The organism is Pseudoruegeria sp. HB172150, from assembly GCF_013184805.1.
Lineage (GTDB): Bacteria > Pseudomonadota > Alphaproteobacteria > Rhodobacterales > Rhodobacteraceae > Psychromarinibacter.
This window is the reverse complement of record NZ_JAATNG010000001.1, coordinates 1190959-1208325: the sequence shown is the minus strand read 5'-3', so window position 1 is coordinate 1208325 and position 17367 is coordinate 1190959. Positions and strand designations below refer to the sequence as shown.

Genomic DNA, 17367 nt, shown 5'->3' with positions numbered 1-17367 from the left:
TGGACGGGCGACGGCGCGGTGATCAAGAAGAATCGCCGAGGGGCCCCGCATGCGGGGAGACGGCTATTCTTCTTGAGCAGTGCGGCGGCGGCTGCCAGGCAGGGCTCAGGCGAGGGTGGATCGGATGCATTGCTTCGGTGAACCCGAGCCCTCTTCCACATCAGCCACGCCAGGCAAGCCGCCCTCCACCCGCTTGATTCCCCGAAATATCTTCACGGGCCGGCAGGCCCGTTCCGCCTAGCTACCGCGCAGCCATGAACGCCTTCAGCCGCGCCAGCCCCTCGCGGATATCCGCCGTCGACCGCGCGTAGGAGAACCGCAGCGTTCCCGCCCCCCGCGCCTCGTCGAAATCCAGCCCCGGCGTTACCGCCACGCCGGCCAGCGCCAGGATCTCCGCCGCGAAAGCGCGGCTGTCCGACGTGAAGTCCGACACGTCCGCATAGACATAGAACGCCCCGTCCGGCGGCGCGATATCGGTGAACCCGGCCTCCGGCAGCCCCTCCATCATCAGCCGCCGGTTCTCGGCATAGACCGCAAGGTTCGCCTGCAGTTCCACGCCGCAGTCCATCGCCGCCAGCGCCGCCACCTGGCTTACATGCGGCGCGCAGATGAACATGTTCTGCGCCAGCCGCTCCACCACCCGCACATGATCCTCCGGCACCACCATCCAGCCCACGCGCCAGCCGGTCATCGAGAAATACTTGGAGAACGAGTTGATCACGTAGACGTCGTCCGAGATCTCCAGCGCCGTCACCGCTTTCCGCTCGTACTCGATCCCGTGATAGATCTCGTCCGAGATGAACGCCGTCCCCCGCGCCGCCGCCGCCCCGATCAGCGCCTCCAGCGCCTCGCGATCCAGCATCGTCCCCGTCGGGTTCGCGGGCGACGCCACCATCAGCCCCGCCAGCCCCGCCGGCAGATCCTCCGGCACCAGCTGCAGCCGGTGCCGCGGCGCCGCCTCGATCATCATCGCCTCAAGGCCCAGGGCCGTCAGGATGTGCCGGTACGACGGATAGCCGGGCGCTCCGATCCCCACGCGATCCCCGGAATCGAACAATGCGCTGAACGCCAGCAGGAACGCCCCCGACGACCCCGCCGTCACCACCACCCGCGCCGGGTCCAGATCCACCCCGTACCACTCGCGATACAGCAGGGCGATCCGCGCCCGCAGCTCCGGCAGCCCCAGGGACACCGTGTATCCCAGGGCATCCGACGCCATCGCCCGCGACACCGCCTCAAGCGCGCCCTTCGGCGCCGGCGTTCCGGGCTGCCCCACTTCCATGTGGATCACGTGCCGCCCGGCCGCTTCCGCCGCCCGCGCCGCTTCCATCACGTCCATCACAATGAAGGGATCGACCTCGCTCCGGCTTGAGTTCCGCATCGTCCTCTCTCTATGCTCGCCCGAGGCAGGACCTGCACCCGGAAAGGCAGACAGTCAATGGCGAGACCCCTCGGCCAGAGGATACGCATGGCCCTGATGGCGCTGGTCTTTTGCGGGGTCGGTCTGCCCGCTGCGGCCATCGGCCTGATCCGCGACCCGGACATCGAGCACGCGCTCAAGGAACTGGCCCGCCCGGTCATCACCGCCGCCGGTCTCAGCCCGTCGCAGATCAAGATCCTCGTGGTAAACGACCAGAAACTCAACGCTTTCGTCGTCGACACCCAGCACATCCTTCTGCATTCCGGCCTGATCCTGACGGTCAAGACCGCCGAGGAACTGCAGGCGGTCCTCGCCCACGAGGTCGCCCATATCGCCAACGGCCACATCTCGCGCCGGATAGCCAACCTGAACACCGCCAGCGTCGCCGCCCGGTTCGGCCTGCTGATGGCGCTGGCCGTCGGCGCGGCCTCCGGCAGCGCCGAGGCCGGCGCGGCCGTCGCGCTCGGCACCGCGTCCAGCGCCAGCCGCGTCTTCCTGAGCCACACCCGCGCCGAAGAAGCCAGCGCCGACCAGTCCGCTCTTCGCTACCTCGCCACCTCCGGCATCGACCCGACGGCGATGTCCGACGTTCTGGACTATTTCCGGGGGCAGGAAGTGCTGTCCGAAACCCGTCAGGATCCCTACGTCCGCAGCCACCCACTGACCCGCGACCGGATCCGCGCCGTCGAAGGATACGCGGCCGCCTATGCCGGGCGCGCGCAGGAGCATCCTCAGGCGCAGTACTGGTTCCTGCGGGCGCAGGGCAAACTCTCCGCCTTCCTCCGGAAACCCGGCTGGACCCTCCAGCGCGTGAAATCTCCCAAAACCGACGTCGACCTGATGCGCCTCGCCGTGGCGCTGCACAGCGCCGGTCAGCACGAAAAGGGGATGGCCGCGATGAACCAGCTGATCGCCGCCCGCCCCGGCGATCCCTATTACCTGGAACTCAAGGGACAGCTGCAGCTCGAGGGACGGGAGTTCGCAGCGGCCGCCTCCACCTACGGCGCCGCCGCCAACGCCGCGCCCGGCGACCCGCTGATCCTTGCGGGCTATGGCCGCGCGCTCGTGGCGACCGGCCAGATGGGCAGCGCGGTCGGCGTGCTGGAACGCGCCCGCGCCCGCGACCCCGCCGATCCCCGGATGCTCCGCGACCTTGCCGTGGCCTATGCCAAGACCGGCAATAACGGCATGGCCTCCATCGTCACCGCCGAACGCTACGCCGTGCTCGGCAACCTCAAGACCGCCGCGATCCACGCAAAACGGGCCGAGGCCCTGCTGCCGCGCGGCTCGCCCGGATGGATCCGGGCCCAGGATGTGCTATCTGCGGCGAAATCCGCCGGAATCAAAATCAAAGAAGGATGAATTGATGCTTAGCCGTTTGCCTCTGGCTGCCGCGATGATCGCGCTGACCGCGAGCCCGCTTGCCGCGTTCGACATCAACGCGATGAACGATGCCGAGCGGGACGCCTTCCGTGCCGAGATCCGCGCCTACCTGATGGAAAACCCCGAAGTGCTGCTGGAAGCCATCGACGTGCTGGAACAGCGCCAGGCCAATGAACAGGCGGCCAGCGATGTCACGCTGGTAGAGACCAATTCCGACGACATCTTCAACGACGGCTTTTCCTATGTCGGCGGCAACCCCGATGGCGACATCACCGTGGTGGAGTTCATGGATTACCGCTGCGGCTACTGCCGCCGCGCGCATCCGGACGTGAACGCGCTGGTAGAGACCGATGGCAACATCCGCTACGTCATCAAGGAATTCCCGATCCTCGGCGACCAGTCGGTGCTGGCCGCGAAATTCGCCATCGCCGTGCAGCAGGTCGAGGGCGAGGACGCCTACTTCGAAACGCACAACGACCTGATGACGATGCGCGGCGACGTCACGCCCGAGGCGCTGACCGCCATGGCCAACGACAAGGGCTTCGATACAGAGGCCGTGATGGCCGCCATGGAAAGCCCCGAAGTGGCAGAGGTCATCAACGCAAACCACGCGCTGGCACAGCGGATGCAGATCTCGGGCACGCCCACCTTCGTGTTCGAAACCCAGCTGGTGCGCGGCTACGTCCCGCTGGACGGCATGCTGGGCCTTGTCGACGAGCTTCGCGGAGAGGGCTGAGCCGCCCCGCATGGAAGACGAGGATTACGCGCTTTACCTGGCCCGGCTGGGACTGGACGGGGTGCCGGTCTCGCCGGACGGCCTGCAACGGCTGCAACAGGCGCAGATGAACGCGATCCCCTTCGAGGGGATCGACGCCTTCCTCGGCCTCGTCCCCGACCTGTCGCTGAAGACGCTGGGCGACAAGATGCTGCGCGGCCGCCGCGGCGGGTATTGCTACGAGCTGAACACGCTCTACGGCGCGGCCCTGCACCGCGCCGGTTTCTCTGCCCGCCGTGTCCTCGGCCGCGTGCGGCAGCGCCGGCCCGTCCCCGGCCCGCGCAGCCACCTCGCCTGGATCGTCGGGACCGGCGGAAACCGCTACCTCTCGGATACCGGCTTCGGCGGTCCGATGCCGCGCCAGCCGCTGGCCATCGACATGGGCGAACAGACGGTCGCGGATGGCGCCTACAGGCTCTCGCAGGACGAAACCACGGGCGAGACAGTCGTGGAAAAGCGTGGCGATGACGGCTGGATGTCCTGCTACGGCTTCGACGAGGCGCATGTGACCGACAACGACATCGTCGCCGCGAACTACGTCTCCGCCACCTGGGCGGGCAGCCCGTTCGGCTCGAACCTGATGGTGGCGGGCTATGACGGCGACTGCCGCCTCGGCCTGTTCAACCGGATGTTCAGCGAGGACGGCCCGTCCGGCGCAATCCGCCGCGACCTGACCTCGGCCGACGAACTCGCCCGGGTCTTCGACCGCCTCGCCCTGCCCGCCCCCGACGCGCTGGCCGCCGCCTGCTGGGAACGGCTGTCCTGATGCCTCTGCGCCACTGGATGCTGCCGCTCCTGCTGGCCCTGCCCGTCCCGGCACCTGCGCAGAACGCGCTGGAACGCCTGAAAGAGCTTGCACCTCCCACCGCGCCATCCGCCGCCGACATCTATGCCGACGAGATCGCCGCCGACCGCGACTTGATCGCCAGCGAGGCGGATAGCCTGTTCGATCCGGCCCGCCCCGGCTACGGCCCGCAGGACGCGCCCGTGGCCATCGTGATCTTCACCGGCCCCGGCTGCGCCGAATGCGCACAGGCCGAGGATGAGATCGCCGCGCTGGCGGACAGCCTGAACATCCGCGCCTCGGTGATCGACACAGCCGAGGCAGAGAACGCGGCGCTGATGGACCGCCTGACGCTCGACCTTCTGCCGTCCTACGTGCTGCCCGGCAGCCTGATCCGCGGATCGATGCCGGCCATGGTGCTGGAGCGTTACCTGGCGCCATAACGTTTCGGCGCTTCAGGCGACCCGATCGCGGCTGACCGCAACACGCAAGGCGGGGACCACCTCAGTGGCAACCGGACAGGTCGTCATAACCGAACTTGCCTTTGCTCCCCAGCCAGACTTCGATCCCGGCCTTTTTGCCATCGTAAGCATCGTGGACTCGATGAAAGTCCCCGTGTTTCGACCACTTCACTTCCATCTGGAGCCTGCAGGTGTCATTCCACCGAATTCGGATCCTCGCCGCGTTTCTAAAGGCGATTTTATGATGGATGACCTCTCTGATGATGACCTCCTCACCGTTACTGTCTTCGCAGAATTGGAGAACTTGTACCTCCTTGATTGACCTCCCGAAAATAACGTCGGGGTGGTTACCATTTCGAAGCCAGAAGGTCGTGGATTTCGTATAGTCCAGTCCAAGACTATCAAATTGATCGCGCATGTAATTGTTGTTGAAATCCACATGTTCAGAGCCATCGTCGTCCTTACAAATGTATGTTCCGGCGCTACACATGGAAGTTGCAGCAAGCGACGCTGCGATGACATATGCAACAAGTGATTTCATTTTCGGATTCCGCTGCTTTAGTTCATTGTTGTAGTGGCAGATATTTTTGCGGGGAAAGGCGTCCGACCATCACTCCCAAAGATCCTTCGCCTGCCTGGCGCCATAGCGTTTTGGCGCTTCAGGTGACCCGATCGCGGCTGACCGCAACACGCAAGGCGGGGACCACCTCAGCGGCAACCGGACAGGTCGTCATAACCGAATTTGCCTGTCGTCCCGACCCAGACCGAGATCCCGGCCTTTTTGCCATCGTAAGCATCGTGGACTCGATGGTAGTCCCCGTGGCTCGACCACCGCACCTCCACCTGGAGCCTGCAAGTGTCATTCCACCTAAGTCTGTTCCTCGTCGCATTATAATAATGGATATCTTCGGTAAGAACTTGTCTGATAACGTAATCCTTTCCGTCACTGTCCTCACAGAATTGGAGAAGCTGTACGTCCTTGATCTTCTGCCCCCAAATAATTGTGGGATCGTTGCCATTTTGAATCCAGAAGGTCGCGGATTTCGTATATTCCAGACCAAGCTGATCAAATTGGTCTCGCAAGTAATTGTTGTTATACTCCACACCATAGCTGCTATCGTCACCGTCGCAAGTGTATGTCCCTGCGTCACACATGGACGTTGCGGCAAGCGACGTTGCGACTAAGTATCCCAGAAGTGCTTTCATTTTCGGGTTCCGTTACTTTTACTTCATTGTTGTAGCTGGCAGCATCTGTTACCGGGAAAGAAACGCCTGGCCGTCTAACTCACAGGTCATTTTCCGTTGCGGTTGGCAGGTACATTTGCCGCCGGACCGGGCCATTTTCCGTCACATCATCCTGGCGCGGGTCGGCTGCCGAAACTTGGAGTTTTCCTGCGGAGACTCTGGATTTTCGCCGCCGGCAGCACACGTATTCGTTTCTTTCGATAGGCTGTCGGGATTTCTTGCGACCAAGGCTAAGTCAACCCGACGCATCGCCCCAAAGGGCTTCGACGTCAGGTTGCGATCGGGCCGTCGGTCCGAAGACCCGCCGAAACCACCAGGAAGCGGGAAGGCCGCACAGGCGCGTTCACCAACCGTTACTTGCAATCGTGCATTGTTATGCTTTCCATGCCCGTGTCGGCAGCTTTGACGCTGATGCCGTTGTCTTCGCCATTGTAAGAATCGGAAACCCGCTGGTAGTGCGTGTATCCTTTCCAACGAATTTCGGTCTGAAGGCGGCAGCCATCTACCCAAGGAAGATCAAATATCGCTGCTGTGTTTGCCTTGGTGTAAAAGTAGCCGTTTATGTCCGGTCCACGAACGGTTCTTGCGACGTCCATGCCATCACAAAACAGGAGCATCTGAATGTCGTCGATTGATGTGAATGGGCTGTAGTTCATAACGTAGAACTTCACGATCTCTGCGCTTTCACTTCCGCCTGCGTCGTAGAAAGCTTGTTTCAGCGTCGTGTCTTCGTATTTCCTTGTCGCTCCCTCATAGACACTGTCGTCCGGAAACGTACAGCTCGTCGCAAATGCGGGCGACGTCGCGATGATGCTGAGGGGTACGCATGTGGCAGCGCATAGTAACTTGATGACCGGCTTCATTGATTTTTCCATTTCAGTTCTAATGACCGCAGAGTCACCCCGAGCTGCGGTTGAGCTTTCTGACGCTATTGGTCGCATACGTTCCGCGATATTTGCTTGGAGTAAATAGGTAGAAATATTGGAGAAATTCTGGAATTCGCTCGCCTCAGTCGGAAACCTATTGGCGCCTCGCGCCTGGTCCAATGGGCTCACACGTTACGCGGCGCGTCTCCAGACACCGGGTGCGACACCGTGCCAAAAGAGGAACCCGCCAGACATCTTCATCGGACAGGGCTGCACGAACTCAGGGTTGGGCTCGGGACGCCTCAACGGGACTCCCTTTGCTTGGCGCACCGAGTTCGTGTTTCCCGCTATCGGGAAGATATGCATCGCCCATCATCATTTCTGCCTGACAGAAGCGCAGGTCGACACGGGCGCATCCGTCATCGCGTAAAGTCACGACGTAACTGACGACAATCGAGCCTTGAAGCCAGCTTCCCGAACCGGCTCGCCCGCCCCACCGCGATGCAATTCACGGGCAGGGTCGATTGGCGTCCATGCTCCAGAAACTCTGCGCCTCGAAAAATACCTGAATTATCCAGCCGCTCTCCAAGATCGGGGGAAGCACCTGAGTATATAATCGCCATCGGTCAAATGCTGATTGGAAGCAGGGCCGGATCAAAGTCAAATCATAGAATCAGGATACGATCCTTGACTACACCTAACAGTACAATGTCGATCAAACCTGAAACAGGAGCATCATACGTGAAGAACACAAAAGAAACTGCAATCGGCATCACCGCGACCCTGTTTTCACTTGCAGCCGTGGCCCCCGCCCATGCCTACACTTGCGACGACTATGAAGGTAGAATGGGTAGCACGACATATTTTGATTCGACACTGGCTGACGACTACAGGGACAGGACAGGCGACGATGATCCGGAAATCCAATACTTCTGGGTAATGAATAGTAATACCTACGATCGGATCGACGATGTCCAGCTGCTCCTGTTTTGCCCCTACGACGACGGGGATCTCGTGGCGCGCACGGTGCGCGGCCCGAATATTCCCCTTAACGACGCCGCGAGATTCGAAATCCCCTGGCCTGAGAAGTGCAGACTTCAGGTCGAAGTGCGTTTTGAGAAAGGATCGAATGACTATCACCGCATCTCAGACTCGGAAGCCTTTACGTATGACGAAGACGCGGAAGAATATGGTCACCCCGTAAACGGCGTCCAGGTCAACGATTACCTTCAGTGGAATCATTGGACGCTTCACAACTGCCAATAACTCCATCGATTGGTCAGCGGGCGGATCAACCTGCCCGCTGCCAGCTAGCGGACGAGGTCCGTCTCGCTGCTGTCGTGCGGCCAGGTAGGGTGGGCAATCTGCCCGCCCCACCGGACCAGCCGCAGGCCGTGCATGTAAAAGCACCATCGTCGCACCGCCCTAAGAACCGCAGGCACTTTTCGGACCCTGTGCTGCCGCAAGCCGGCTGCTGCCCAATCGGCCAATGCGGCAACCGTCCTCACACCGACGTTTGCGCTAACATGCCTGAAATCAATGGGTTGACCCCCCGTCCCCATGGGGACGCTATTCGGCCGCCTGCTCCGCCGCCGCCGTTTCGGCCTCGATCTCGGCCGCCTTTTTCTCCACCTGCTCGACGATATGGTCGATCATCTGATCGTTCGACATCCGGTGGCTCTGCTTGCCCGCCAGATAGACCATCCCGTTCCCGGCCCCGCCCCCGGTGAAGCCCACATCCGTCATCAGCGCCTCGCCCGGCCCGTTCACCACGCAGCCGATGATCGACAGGCTCATCGGCGTCTTCACATGCTCCAGCCGCTTCTCCAGCGCCTCGACCGTCCTGATCACATCGAACCCCTGCCGCGCGCAGGACGGGCAGGAGATGATGTTGACCCCCCGGTGCCTAAGCCCGAGGCTCTTCAGGATCTCGTAGCCGACCTTCACCTCCTCGACCGGATCCGCCGACAGGCTCACCCGCAGCGTATCCCCGATCCCCATCCACAGGAGGTTCCCCAGCCCGATGGCCGACTTGATCGTCCCCGACATCAGCCCGCCCGCCTCGGTGATCCCGAGGTGGATCGGCGCATCCGTCGCCTCCGCCAGCGCCTGATAGGCCGCCGCGGCCAGAAACACGTCCGACGCCTTCACCGAGATCTTGAACTCGTGGAAGTCGTTGTCCTCGAGGATCCGGATGTGGTCCATCCCGCTCTCGACCATCGCGTCGGGACAGGGCTCACCATACTTCTCCAGCAGGTGCCGTTCCAGCGAGCCGGCATTCACCCCGATCCGGATCGAGCAGCCATGATCCTTCGCAGCCCGGATCACTTCCTTCACCCGCTTCTCGTCACCGATATTGCCGGGATTGATCCTGAGGCAAGCCGCCCCCGCCTCCGCCGCCTCGATGGCACGTTTGTAGTGGAAATGGATATCGGCGACGATCGGAACCGGGCTTTCGCTGACCACCTCGCGCAGCGCCTTGGTGGCGGCCTCGTCTGGGGTTGATACCCGGACGATATCAGCCCCGGCCTCGGCGCAGGCCAGCACCTGCGCCACTGTGGCCCCCACGTCCGAGGAGTCGGTGTTGGTCATGGTCTGCACCGTAATCGGCGCATCACCCCCGACCGGCACATTGCCGACCATGATCTGACGTGACTTCCGGCGGTAGATGTTACGCCAAGGGCGCACATGGTTCAGCGACACGGGGTTCCCCTCCGTCTGCGAATGCTTGTCTCTGAGGTAGTCCTTCGGGCCATCGCCTGCAACGCCCGATCAGGTCACTCCTCGGTGGGCAGCGCCTCGAGGCTGGCGACGATCTTGGCAAGCTCGCGGTCCTGCGTGAGGTCAGCGACCGCGTAATTGCCCCGCAGATCTTCATGACCAAGCGGAACATTCTTCACCACCGCCCCGCCTTCGCCGGCCGGACCATAGGTTTGACCGCCCACCAGGAAATAGACTGCTCCAGCATTGCCAGCGCGCAGTTTTGGCGCTTCTTCGGTCTGCGGCAACACATAGGGTTCGCCGGAATCCAGGATCTGCTCAAACAGCACCGTTCCGTCCTGCGAAGTTACACGCACCCAAGACGGGCGGACCGCGAACATGACGACCTTGGGTGCGGCATCCTCAACAACCTTGACCGGGGACGCGTCCGCGAGCATGCGCGGGTCTGGTTCAGCATTTGCCGGCGGCTCTGCTTCAGTCTGCGCGATCGAGTTGCTGGATTCGGCAGGGCTGGCGAACGTTCCGATGCTGGAGGGATCGAGCGTCGCAATCGGCCCATCACGCGCGGTGAGAACCGGTACATCAAGCGCCTGCGGCCGGTAGAGGCGGTCAAATGCATCCGCAGGCGGTGGCGCCAGACCGGCACTCTCCGTACCTATGGCCTCGGACGGCGCTAGACGGTCCACCTCCATGGCGACGCCGGGCGTCTGGTCGACCGGCGTCAATTGAACCTTCTGAACTTGCTGAAGAACGGCCCAACCACCATAGGTCAGTCCGGCTATCAGAGCGGCCAGAACGGTCAGCGAGCCAAGAGCGCCCGGTTCAATGCGCGCAAAAACACTTTCGCCGCGCGGAGCAAAGGGGGTGTTGGGATCTTCAAACGGATCGCGGGACACCGTCGCCCGTGCCGCTCCATCGGGCCTTTTGGGCTTCTCCTGCCGGTTGCGTGCCGCAGAAGAAAGTCCATGCGAAACCTGGAAGTTTCCTTCGTCGCAAAACTGCCCGTAGGCCCATTCCGGGTCGAGCTGCAGATACCGTGCATAACTGCGGACGTACCCGGCGACAAACCCGGGCGTTTCGAAAGCGGAGGGATCCGCATTCTCGATCGCGGCAATGTAACTTGCCTTGATCTTCAGTTCGCGTTGTACATCCAGCAAAGACTTGCCGAGCGTGGCGCGCTCGCCGCGCATCACGTCGCCCAGGCGCACCTCATAATCGTCGAAGCTTTTCGGCCCCATCGATTCTGCAACTACGCCGTCCGGTGGAGGAGCTGTCCGCCGCCCGATCATGCCCCGTATTACCCTTAACGTCCCGTTCGCTGCGGGTCATGATTCGCCTCCCGCAGTCATGTATTAGCAACACGCTAACATAGGCGGAGCGTCAATGCACTTTAGGAACAATCACGCCGACAATTCGGCGCGATTCAGCGCACAATGGGACCACAAGTCATCCAGCCCACGAATGAGGCGGTCGATCTCGTCCGGACCGTGGACCGGCGACGGCGTGAAACGCAGTCGCTCGGTCCCGCGCGGAACCGTGGGGAAGTTGATTGGCTGCACGTAGATGCCATGCTGATCCAGCAGCATGTCGCTGATCGTCTTCGTGTGGATCGGGTTGCCAACGATCACCGGCACGATGTGCGAGCCATGGTCGATGAACGGCAAGCCAAGTGCCCGAAGCCGAGTCTTAAGGATCTTCGCCTGTTCCTGATGCTTATCGCGCAGCCCCTGATCGGTCTTCAGATGCCGGACGGACGCAGCCGCGCCCGCCGCAACCGCCGGTGGCAGCGACGTGGTGAAGATGAAGCCCGGTGCATAAGACCGTATTGCATCACACATTTTCGCACTTGCGGCGATATACCCGCCAACCACACCGTAGGCCTTGCCCAGGGTGCCGTTGAAGATGTCGACCCGATGCTGCAGCCGGTCGCGCTCGGCCACGCCGCCGCCACGCGGGCCGTACATACCAACCGCGTGCACCTCGTCACAGTAGGTTAGCGCGCCGAACTCATCGGCGAGATCGCAAAGCTCCTCTATCCGCCCGAAATCGCCGTCCATCGAGTAGACGGATTCGAAGGCGATCAGTTTCGGCGCTTTGGGATCGTCGGCTTCCAGCAATTCGCGCAGATGTTCGATGTCGTTGTGGCGGAAGATGCGCTTTGCGCCGCCGTTACGGCGGATACCCTCGATCATCGAGGCGTGGTTCAACGCATCGGAATAGATGATCAGACCCGGGAACAATTTGGGCAGTGTGCTCAAAGTCGCATCGTTCGCAATATAGGCGGACGTGAACACAAGCGCGGCTTCCTTGCCATGAAGGTCCGCAAGCTCCGCCTCGAGCTGCTTGTGGTAGATTGTCGTACCGCTGATGTTCCGCGTCCCGCCTGAACCGGCGCCTGCAGAATCGATGGCGTCATGCATGGCCTGCAGCACCACGGGATGCTGCCCCATTCCGAGGTAGTCGTTGCCACACCACACCGTGACCGGACGTTCCGTCCCGTCGGGACGTTTCCACGTCGCGTTCGGAAATGCACCGCGCGTGCGTTCAATGTCGATGAAGGTGCGGTAGCGCCCCTCGTCATGCAACTGCTGCAGCGCCTGGTCGAGATGAGCGGTATAGTCCAACGTGATTCCCCCGCGGTCTTGATTTATTCTCATTAAAGGCTCGGGCCTCATATTCCAATGGCGGAATACCCGACTGATACCTTTTGCCGCCCTGACATGGATCAATTTCGGAGCGCGATCACGCAGTCCTTATCAGGTGCCCTTGCGTTACATTCTTCGAGCGCCGTGCTTTCGGCATCCTCCCCGGTTCCGACCGCGAACGCACCGGTTGTGGAAGACGAAGCAAGGGCTTTCTCACCGGCTTCTTCTAGATAGCCTTCGAATGCCCGGGTAGCATCCTGTGACAACTGGAACCTGGCGGGCCTCCATCGCTGCGGCAATAACTGAGCAGCGATAATGCAAGGTGAACCGTCCGGTTTCCTAGACGCCTCGCAGGCGGCACGTGCCGCTGCGTTTGCGTCTTCGACCGAATGAAAGTTGAAGGCGCCCTGAAGCGACTCTGACAAAAGCCCCTCTTCCGGTGCGAAGGAGATGGCGCCGTAGTACCCGAACCCATTGGATTCAACGAGAATGTCCAGGGTATTACGGTCCTTGTCCGACAGTTCGGCCGCCGGGTTTACCGCGACGACCAATTCGTCGGCATTGAACAGCAGGTCTTTTGCCTCCGCGCCAGTAAGCGGCTGGGCGAAGGCATGAGTTGCCATGCAAAGGCTCGGCAAAAAAACCATGGCGACGCGGCGCATCTCAGACTCCTGCAATTCGTTGCGCAACCAACCTAGCGCGCGGAGGCACTGTCGGCCACCTACGTCTCTGGACAGCCGTAGGACAATCGCTACCGTGCGCAGGGACTCACCCCGACTGAAGGACCGACGATGAGCCTCGACGCCGTACTCGCCCGCATTGATGACGACCTGCCCGCCGCGTTGGAGCGGCTGATGGAACTGCTGCGGATCCAGTCCATCTCCACCGACCCAGCCTACAAGTCCGCGTGCGATACGGCAGCGGACTGGCTGGTTGCCGACCTGCTTTCACTGGGCATCGCGGCGGAAAAGCGCGCCACGCCCGGGCATCCGATGGTCGTCGGCCACGTAGACGGCGACGGTCCGCATTTGATGTTCTACGGTCATTACGACGTTCAGCCAGTTGATCCGCTCAATCTCTGGAACAAGGACCCGTTCGACCCGCAAGTCGAGGAGACGCCGAAGGGCAAGGTTATACGCGGGCGCGGTGCATGCGACGATAAGGGGCAGCTGATGACCTTCATCGAAGCCTGCCGCGCCTGGAAGGCCGTTAACGGCACTCTGCCCTGCAAGCTGACCTTCTTCCTCGAAGGCGAGGAAGAGTCCGGTTCACCGTCTCTTGTCCCCTTCCTGAATGCGAACACTGAAGAATTCAGCGCGCCCGATCTCGCGCTGATCTGCGACACCGGTCTTTTCGACGACAACACTCCCGCCATCACCACCATGCTCCGCGGTCTGCTGGGTGAAGAACTTACCATCACCGGACCCGACAAGGATTTGCATTCGGGCATGTATGGCGGCATCGCGATGAACCCGATCCGGGTGTTGTCGAAGATCATAGCGTCCCTGCATGACGAGACCGGCAGGATCACGGTTCCCGGCTTCTATGACGGCGTCCCGGAGATCTCCGACGAAATACGTGCGCAATGGGAGCAGCTTGGCTTCGACGAGTCGGGATTCCTAGGCGGCGTTGGTTTGTCGGAAAAGGCTGGTGAACAGGACAGGTCCGGGCTCGAAATGATCTGGTCGCGGCCGACCTGCGAGGTGAATGGCATCTGGGGTGGCTACACCGGCGACGGCTTCAAGACGGTTCTGCCGTCGAAGGCACACGCCAAGATCAGCTTCCGCCTCGTCGGCACACAGGACCCGCTGGAGATCCGCGAAAGCTTCCGCGCGATGGTGCGGGACATGCTGCCGCCTGATTGCAGTGTTGAGTTCAAGGGCCACGGCGCCTCGCCGGCCAGCGTTATGGCCACCAGCGACCCTGCCTTTGAGAAAGCGCGCCTCGCTCTCTCCGATGAATGGCCGAACCCGGCGGCCTTTATCGGCTCCGGCGGTTCGATCCCGATCGCGGGCTACTTCAAGTCAATTCTCGGCGTGGACTCAATGCTGATCGGTTTCGGCCGCGACGACGACCAGATCCACAGCCCGAACGAGAAATATGATCTGGAAAGCTTTCATAAAGGCGCGCGCAGTTGGGTGCGCGTTCTGGACGCTCTGACACGCTAGGCGCGCCAGCCAAAGGCAAATGAAAGCCGGAGGCCCGAGGGCCTCCGGCTCTTCTGCGATCAGGATCGCGTCAGTTTGCGATTTTTACCGACGTGGCTTCATGGGCATGCTCGTTCATGTCCCAGACCACGCTGACCCTTTCGCCGACCTTCAGGCCAGGATCCTGAAAATTCGGCGGAAGCGTGTAGGAAATTCCGTTCTCCAGCGTCAGGCTGCGTTTTGCCATGTCCAGCGACTTGATCGTGCCAACGGTTGTGGTGGTGGCAAAGGCCGCACCGGACATAACGACACTGGCCGCCACGATGGCGGGCATCAGGAACTTACGCATTTTGAAGGGTCTCCAAATTCCTGCGGTCTTGGCCGCAGGGTCTTTGCGTCACCGTCTTGGCCTGTCGCGTCGGCTGATCTGAGAGAGCAGCCCGGCAGGTCCCGGTGGCGCTGGTATTGGATATAGGTGCGTCGGCCATCCGCATAGCCCTGCGCACAGCGAAGTGTTTGCATGCGACTGTGCGCGACCGGCTGGATAGCCAGCGCGAACCTTGCCAGGTCTGCGAAGCGCAACTCTCCAATATCTGGGGGAGTGGCGCGGTTGACGGGGCTCGAACCCGCGACCCCCGGCGTGACAGGCCGGTACTCTAACCAACTGAGCTACAACCGCGTGCCGACGGGACATATGCCACGGCGAAACGGGCGTCAAGCGACTTTGGCAAGGGATCTCGCGGAAACTTCTAGCTTGGCGAGAGAGCCGCGAGACGACCGGATTCAGTCCATTCAACCGGATATGTTTGCACCATTTCACCGTATAGGTTTTCAACCCGTTCCGGCCCCTCGACACCACCAATTTTCCTGTAAAATGCTCGCGCGCCAGCGTTTTCTCGGATGACCGTCAACCAGATGCGGCCGATACCCTCCTCCGCCAATTGTCGGGCAGCACGCGCCATCAGCGCTCGCCCCACGCCTTGTCCTTGCGCCCACCCGGCAACGTGGAGATTGTCGACATAGGCTCCGGCTCCTTTGTTGCGGTCGACCGAAACGAATCCTGCAAGTCGCGGACCAAGCCAGGCAGTGTCGACCGTCCAGCCAGTTCCGGGAAGGACACTCCAGCGCGTGCTCAGTTCGTCTACAATAGTCGACGAAAGAAAGTCTGCTGATAGGATTCCCTTATATGCTCTGCGCCAGCTTGCAATCTGGAGATCGCGAATATCAGTCAGGTCTCCCGTTGTCGCGGCACGCAATTCCAATGGCATAGCGGTTCCTCGGCGGCCAATCCAAAAGCAGGTCCTACGTCCCTTATCGCCGACGGACAACAGCCCAAAGCCCTCCCAAAAAGAACCGTATCTGCGTTAAGGGGAGTTTCATTCCCCGATGCCAGAACATGCTCCGACGGCGCGAACGATTCGGCGCAGATCCCGGTTAAGCGGAGCTTGCATTGTCCAACTTCAACTCCATGCAGACCAAGCAAATCCTAGCACGCTCGGGTTTGGCCGGCATGCATTCGTCGACCGCTGATATCGAAGATCTGTCATGACTGCCAGCAACCCCAAGGTCATCGCCGTCTGCCAAGGCGAATTGTCGGTGTCGGGCGATCCGAACGTGGTGCTTAGCTGCATTCTGGGGTCCTGCATCGCCGCATGCCTGTGGGATCCCACGGCTAGGGTCGGTGGAATGAACCACATCCTCCTGCCAGGCCGCCGGAATGACGCTTCCGGGCACAACAAGTTCGGTGTGTTCGCCATGGAAGCCCTGATCAACGAGCTGATGCATATCGGTGGGCGAAAGACAAATCTCGTTGCCAAGATCTTTGGCGGTGCGAACACGTTCGAGAACGGGCTTGGCATCGGCGAGGCAAACGCAGCCTTCGTGCGCGATTTCCTGGAAGCGGAGAGCATACCGATCAAGGCCGAGAGTATTGGCGGTCGCCAGGCCCGACGAGTCCGTTTCTTCCCGGAGAGCGGGCACGCGAAACAGCTTCTGACGGCCGAGGCCGTTCCAATAGAAGAGACAAAACCACCGAAGACACCGCCGCGTGATCGGCGCCCTGCAGTTCCGCCCGGCGGGTCGGGTGAAGTGGAGCTGTTCTGAACCCTTTCTCACTTAACTGCTCCTTAGGGAAAACGATGCAAACCTCATTCGAACAAAAGCCCAGCCGATGGAGATATTACGGGCCGCCACTTGGCGCCGGCAGGCTGATCAAGCCGTGCCGCCCGGGTTCACATCGTCTGTTGAGGAGCTGACCGTGATGGCCGGAAACGAAGATACGACGCTGCTTCAATTGCCCTCGAAGCTGAAAGGCGCCGAAGCGACAGGGTTGATGAACACATTGAAGGAAAGGCGCGGCCGCCCTGTTGCGCTGGACTTCGCCCCTGTCACGCAGATCGGCGCGCAATGCCTGCAGGTTTTGCTGGCAGCGAAGCTGGCCTGGCAGTCGGATGGCGTTCATTTCGAAATCCAAAACATGTCCGGAGATATACGGGACGGCCTGCGGATCTGCGGTCTGAACCCGTCGCAGGTCGGCGCGAAGGAGGCACAGAATGACACTTAAGGTGCTCGCAATCGATGACTCGCGCACCATGCGCGATCTTCTTCAGGTGTCACTTTCAGAATCCGGGTTCGACATCACGTTGGCAGAAGACGGTATCGACGGACTCGACAAGCTAGACGCTGCAAATCCCGACGTGGTGATTACTGACATCAACATGCCGCGTCTTGACGGCTTCGGCGTAATCGAAGCTGTCCGCGCCAAAGACGCGTACCGAGCCACCCCAATCCTGGTGCTGACCACGGAAAGCTCGCCGGCGATGAAGGCACGAGCCCGGGACGCAGGCGCCACGGGATGGATCGTGAAGCCTTTCGACGATGTCGCGTTGGCCTCGGCCATCCGCCGTGTTTCCGCATGAGG

At 61.4% G+C, this 17367-nt stretch carries 19 protein-coding genes and 1 tRNA gene; 9 read left to right on the top strand and 11 right to left on the bottom strand.

What is annotated here, in order from left to right:
• Positions 1-241 precede the first annotated feature (241 nt).
• On the bottom strand, positions 242-1381 hold the full coding sequence (locus HCO70_RS05850; RefSeq protein ID WP_172293950.1) for a pyridoxal phosphate-dependent aminotransferase: 1140 nt from the start codon (positions 1379-1381) through the stop codon (positions 242-244).
• A 57-nt stretch (positions 1382-1438) separates the two neighbouring features.
• Here HCO70_RS05850 and HCO70_RS05845 point away from each other — a divergent pair, with 57 nt between their 5' ends.
• From HCO70_RS05845 to HCO70_RS05830, 4 genes are read left to right on the top strand one after another with little or no spacing between them, the layout of a single operon-like run.
• Positions 1439-2782, top strand: a complete 1344-nt coding sequence (locus HCO70_RS05845) for a M48 family metalloprotease (protein ID WP_253913123.1) — start codon at positions 1439-1441, stop codon at positions 2780-2782.
• Between the two features lie 4 nt (positions 2783-2786).
• Positions 2787-3539, top strand: coding sequence for a DsbA family protein (locus tag HCO70_RS05840; RefSeq protein ID WP_172293948.1), 753 nt, complete (start codon positions 2787-2789; stop codon positions 3537-3539).
• Between the two features lie 10 nt (positions 3540-3549).
• Positions 3550-4344, top strand: a complete 795-nt coding sequence (locus tag HCO70_RS05835; RefSeq protein WP_172293946.1) for an arylamine N-acetyltransferase — start codon at positions 3550-3552, stop codon at positions 4342-4344.
• Positions 4344-4805, top strand: coding sequence for a hypothetical protein (locus tag HCO70_RS05830; RefSeq protein WP_172293944.1), 462 nt, complete (start codon positions 4344-4346; stop codon positions 4803-4805). Before HCO70_RS05835 ends, HCO70_RS05830 begins: the two co-directional genes overlap by 1 nt.
• 61 nt (positions 4806-4866) lie before the next feature.
• Here the strand turns inward: HCO70_RS05830 and HCO70_RS05825 are convergent, their stop codons facing one another.
• The 3 genes from HCO70_RS05825 to HCO70_RS05815 form a co-directional block, all read right to left on the bottom strand.
• On the bottom strand, positions 4867-5364 hold the full coding sequence (locus tag HCO70_RS05825) for a hypothetical protein (RefSeq protein ID WP_172293942.1): 498 nt from the start codon (positions 5362-5364) through the stop codon (positions 4867-4869).
• A 167-nt stretch (positions 5365-5531) separates the two neighbouring features.
• Positions 5532-6029, bottom strand: a complete 498-nt coding sequence (locus HCO70_RS05820; RefSeq protein ID WP_172293940.1) for a hypothetical protein — start codon at positions 6027-6029, stop codon at positions 5532-5534.
• A 392-nt stretch (positions 6030-6421) separates the two neighbouring features.
• Positions 6422-6931 carry a hypothetical protein gene (locus HCO70_RS05815; protein WP_172293938.1) on the bottom strand — a complete coding sequence of 170 codons (510 nt, stop codon included), beginning with the start codon at positions 6929-6931 and terminating at the stop codon, positions 6422-6424.
• Between the two features lie 711 nt (positions 6932-7642).
• Between HCO70_RS05815 and HCO70_RS05810 the strand changes: the two genes are divergently transcribed.
• Positions 7643-8200, top strand: a complete 558-nt coding sequence (locus HCO70_RS05810; protein ID WP_216665277.1) for a hypothetical protein — start codon at positions 7643-7645, stop codon at positions 8198-8200.
• Between the two features lie 303 nt (positions 8201-8503).
• Here HCO70_RS05810 and ispG read toward each other — a convergent pair whose 3' ends face one another.
• The 4 genes from ispG to HCO70_RS05790 all read right to left on the bottom strand — a co-directional run bounded on the left by ispG (position 8504) and on the right by HCO70_RS05790 (position 12962).
• Positions 8504-9637: a flavodoxin-dependent (E)-4-hydroxy-3-methylbut-2-enyl-diphosphate synthase gene (ispG, locus tag HCO70_RS05805; protein WP_172293934.1), complete on the bottom strand. Its 1134-nt coding sequence runs from the start codon at positions 9635-9637 to the stop codon at positions 8504-8506.
• A 74-nt stretch (positions 9638-9711) separates the two neighbouring features.
• Positions 9712-10944 (bottom strand): RodZ domain-containing protein, encoded by a 1233-nt coding sequence (locus tag HCO70_RS05800; protein ID WP_172293932.1) that lies wholly within the window; start codon positions 10942-10944, stop codon positions 9712-9714.
• A gap of 111 nt (positions 10945-11055) precedes the next feature.
• Positions 11056-12279 carry a 5-aminolevulinate synthase gene (gene hemA / locus HCO70_RS05795; protein ID WP_172293930.1) on the bottom strand — a complete coding sequence of 408 codons (1224 nt, stop codon included), beginning with the start codon at positions 12277-12279 and terminating at the stop codon, positions 11056-11058.
• A 101-nt stretch (positions 12280-12380) separates the two neighbouring features.
• A complete protein-coding gene (locus HCO70_RS05790; protein ID WP_172293927.1) occupies positions 12381-12962 on the bottom strand; it encodes a 5-aminolevulic acid synthase in 582 nt (193 codons plus the stop codon).
• 129 nt (positions 12963-13091) lie between these two features.
• Between HCO70_RS05790 and HCO70_RS05785 the strand changes: the two genes are divergently transcribed.
• Positions 13092-14468 (top strand): M20/M25/M40 family metallo-hydrolase, encoded by a 1377-nt coding sequence (locus HCO70_RS05785; protein WP_172293925.1) that lies wholly within the window; start codon positions 13092-13094, stop codon positions 14466-14468.
• A 70-nt stretch (positions 14469-14538) separates the two neighbouring features.
• On the opposite strand, the gene HCO70_RS05780 is transcribed toward HCO70_RS05785, so the two are convergent.
• The 3 genes from HCO70_RS05780 to HCO70_RS05770 all read right to left on the bottom strand — a co-directional run bounded on the left by HCO70_RS05780 (position 14539) and on the right by HCO70_RS05770 (position 15715).
• Positions 14539-14796, bottom strand: coding sequence for a DUF1344 domain-containing protein (locus tag HCO70_RS05780; RefSeq protein ID WP_172293923.1), 258 nt, complete (start codon positions 14794-14796; stop codon positions 14539-14541).
• A gap of 253 nt (positions 14797-15049) precedes the next feature.
• Positions 15050-15126: transfer RNA gene (locus HCO70_RS05775), tRNA-Asp, on the bottom strand.
• A gap of 70 nt (positions 15127-15196) precedes the next feature.
• Entirely contained in the window at positions 15197-15715 is a 519-nt protein-coding gene (locus HCO70_RS05770; RefSeq protein WP_172293921.1) for an N-acetyltransferase, read from the bottom strand.
• Between the two features lie 277 nt (positions 15716-15992).
• Here HCO70_RS05770 and HCO70_RS05765 point away from each other — a divergent pair, with 277 nt between their 5' ends.
• The 3 genes from HCO70_RS05765 (at position 15993) to HCO70_RS05755 (ending at position 17365) form a co-directional block, all read left to right on the top strand.
• Positions 15993-16550, top strand: coding sequence for a chemotaxis protein CheD (locus tag HCO70_RS05765; RefSeq protein ID WP_172293919.1), 558 nt, complete (start codon positions 15993-15995; stop codon positions 16548-16550).
• Between the two features lie 157 nt (positions 16551-16707).
• Complete coding sequence (locus HCO70_RS05760) at positions 16708-17010, top strand: STAS domain-containing protein (protein WP_172293917.1); 303 nt, start codon at positions 16708-16710, stop codon at positions 17008-17010.
• Complete coding sequence (locus HCO70_RS05755; RefSeq protein ID WP_172293915.1) at positions 17000-17365, top strand: response regulator; 366 nt, start codon at positions 17000-17002, stop codon at positions 17363-17365. Before HCO70_RS05760 ends, HCO70_RS05755 begins: the two co-directional genes overlap by 11 nt.
• Positions 17366-17367: the final 2 nt, after the last annotated feature.

Bases quoted from the DNA above. Each gene is read 5' to 3' on its own strand.
- HCO70_RS05850 (WP_172293950.1), bottom strand. From the start codon at position 1,381: ATGCGGAACTCAAGCCGGAGCGAGGTCGATCCCTTCATTGTGATGGAC.
- HCO70_RS05845 (WP_253913123.1), top strand. From the start codon at position 1,439: ATGGCGAGACCCCTCGGCCAGAGGATACGCATGGCCCTGATGGCGCTG.
- HCO70_RS05840 (WP_172293948.1), top strand. From the start codon at position 2,787: ATGCTTAGCCGTTTGCCTCTGGCTGCCGCGATGATCGCGCTGACCGCG.
- HCO70_RS05835 (WP_172293946.1), top strand. From the start codon at position 3,550: ATGGAAGACGAGGATTACGCGCTTTACCTGGCCCGGCTGGGACTGGAC.
- HCO70_RS05830 (WP_172293944.1), top strand. From the start codon at position 4,344: ATGCCTCTGCGCCACTGGATGCTGCCGCTCCTGCTGGCCCTGCCCGTC.
- HCO70_RS05825 (WP_172293942.1), bottom strand. From the start codon at position 5,364: ATGAAATCACTTGTTGCATATGTCATCGCAGCGTCGCTTGCTGCAACT.
- HCO70_RS05820 (WP_172293940.1), bottom strand. From the start codon at position 6,029: ATGAAAGCACTTCTGGGATACTTAGTCGCAACGTCGCTTGCCGCAACG.
- HCO70_RS05815 (WP_172293938.1), bottom strand. From the start codon at position 6,931: ATGAAGCCGGTCATCAAGTTACTATGCGCTGCCACATGCGTACCCCTC.
- HCO70_RS05810 (WP_216665277.1), top strand. From the start codon at position 7,643: ATGTCGATCAAACCTGAAACAGGAGCATCATACGTGAAGAACACAAAA.
- HCO70_RS05800 (WP_172293932.1), bottom strand. From the start codon at position 10,944: ATGATCGGGCGGCGGACAGCTCCTCCACCGGACGGCGTAGTTGCAGAA.
- HCO70_RS05790 (WP_172293927.1), bottom strand. From the start codon at position 12,962: ATGCGCCGCGTCGCCATGGTTTTTTTGCCGAGCCTTTGCATGGCAACT.
- HCO70_RS05785 (WP_172293925.1), top strand. From the start codon at position 13,092: ATGAGCCTCGACGCCGTACTCGCCCGCATTGATGACGACCTGCCCGCC.
- HCO70_RS05780 (WP_172293923.1), bottom strand. From the start codon at position 14,796: ATGCGTAAGTTCCTGATGCCCGCCATCGTGGCGGCCAGTGTCGTTATG.
- HCO70_RS05770 (WP_172293921.1), bottom strand. From the start codon at position 15,715: ATGCCATTGGAATTGCGTGCCGCGACAACGGGAGACCTGACTGATATT.
- HCO70_RS05765 (WP_172293919.1), top strand. From the start codon at position 15,993: ATGACTGCCAGCAACCCCAAGGTCATCGCCGTCTGCCAAGGCGAATTG.
- HCO70_RS05760 (WP_172293917.1), top strand. From the start codon at position 16,708: ATGGCCGGAAACGAAGATACGACGCTGCTTCAATTGCCCTCGAAGCTG.
- HCO70_RS05755 (WP_172293915.1), top strand. From the start codon at position 17,000: ATGACACTTAAGGTGCTCGCAATCGATGACTCGCGCACCATGCGCGAT.